Genomic DNA, 1,343 nt, shown 5'->3' with positions numbered 1-1,343 from the left:
CTTTAATTTTTCGGTATCAAAAAAGTCAGAAAGATCCCCTTTATATTTTTTTCCAAATACGGGATCATCTCCATTGAGATTCTCCTCAATCATCCTTTCAATTTCATTTGAGGACTTCAAACAACTATTGACGTCATACCAAAAAACATTTTTCTCCCTGGTGCGTAAACTATCATGGAGTTGCTCGCGAAAGTTTTCCCATAACACGCCTCCAAAACCATCAATTATGACTATTTTTTCATTGCTAATCTTATCGGCTAACGAGTCGAAACCCTTATATACGGATCGATCTGTATGAAATGAAGGGAAAACGTCGTAGGAAAGGTTAACCGTTTGGGGAGCCATAAGCGGTAACAAAGGTTGGGTAGTTTTTCTTTTATTTGTCATTGAATTTATTTCATTTTGTTCCGCTGCAATAATAGCAGCACCTATTAAAATACAATCTTCCGCGTCGTCACAAAAAACAATCTTCAAATGCTCCGTTAGCTCACCCAATTGATTTTTTAAAGAGGGTAGGAATAACGGGTTTGCTTTTGAAATATTGCCTCCTATTACTAGTTCATCACATTGGAATTGCCGTAACCAAGGTAAAAGGAAGGTCCCGAGATTGGCACCAAAATCGTCAAAAATGGAGGCCGCAAGTCCTGGATTTACGATGGCTATTTCTTTTACTGACTTGATTTCCTTGCCTGTCCTTTGCTTGTATTCTTTTAGTATCCACCGAGTGGAGAAATAATCGTCGGCGCGGCTCAATAAAAAATTTTGATCGTAAAATGCGCAGGATTCAGGCAGTGCGGAATGTTTATTAAGTAAAATGCCGTCTTGCATAAATGCCGAGCCAAAGCCTGTTCCCAAAGTGATGACGACGGTTCTGCGGCTGCTTAATTCATGTCGGTTAAATGCGCCCTTGGCGAAACAATGTGCATCATTTGAAAAACAAAAAAAAGTGTTCGTCAAGCCCGTCAGATCTTTTAATGCCTGCTTTATATGAAGGCCGAAGGTTTTTTCAAATTTGCCGCCGACATTTGCAATGGCGGAAACTCCTTTTTCATAATTAAAGGGTCCGGGAAAAGCAATTCCCACCGCTTCTATTGGCAGATTTTCCAACAGCATTTCATTGATACAATTGCCAATATCTGCAATCAATTTTGATGATTGGTCGAAAGCATTAATATCTTTTCTTATTGAAAGCAAGGGGTGTTTTTGGGTCAATTCCCCGTCAATGATACTTCCAGTAACATGGCTTCCACCCACATCAAGACCTATATATTTATGATGTATTGTCATTTTTCCGGGGAGTTTTATTTCTATATTATATGTTAAGCAATCGCTTCGATAATTAC

The 1,343-nt window shown here is 38.9% G+C and carries 1 protein-coding gene; it reads right to left on the bottom strand.

Annotated elements, in window-relative coordinates:
• On the bottom strand, nt 1–1,287 hold a 1,287-nt coding region (locus tag ACQR30_RS15305), incomplete at its 3' end, for an ROK family protein (RefSeq protein WP_429736629.1).
• Nucleotides 1,288–1,343: the final 56 nt, after the last annotated feature.

Origin of the sequence: Arachidicoccus sp. (genome assembly GCF_050436765.1) — a bacterium.
In the GTDB taxonomy this organism is placed as follows: Bacteria; Bacteroidota; Bacteroidia; order Chitinophagales; family Chitinophagaceae; genus Arachidicoccus.
This window is presented reverse-complemented; position numbering and strand designations above follow the sequence as displayed.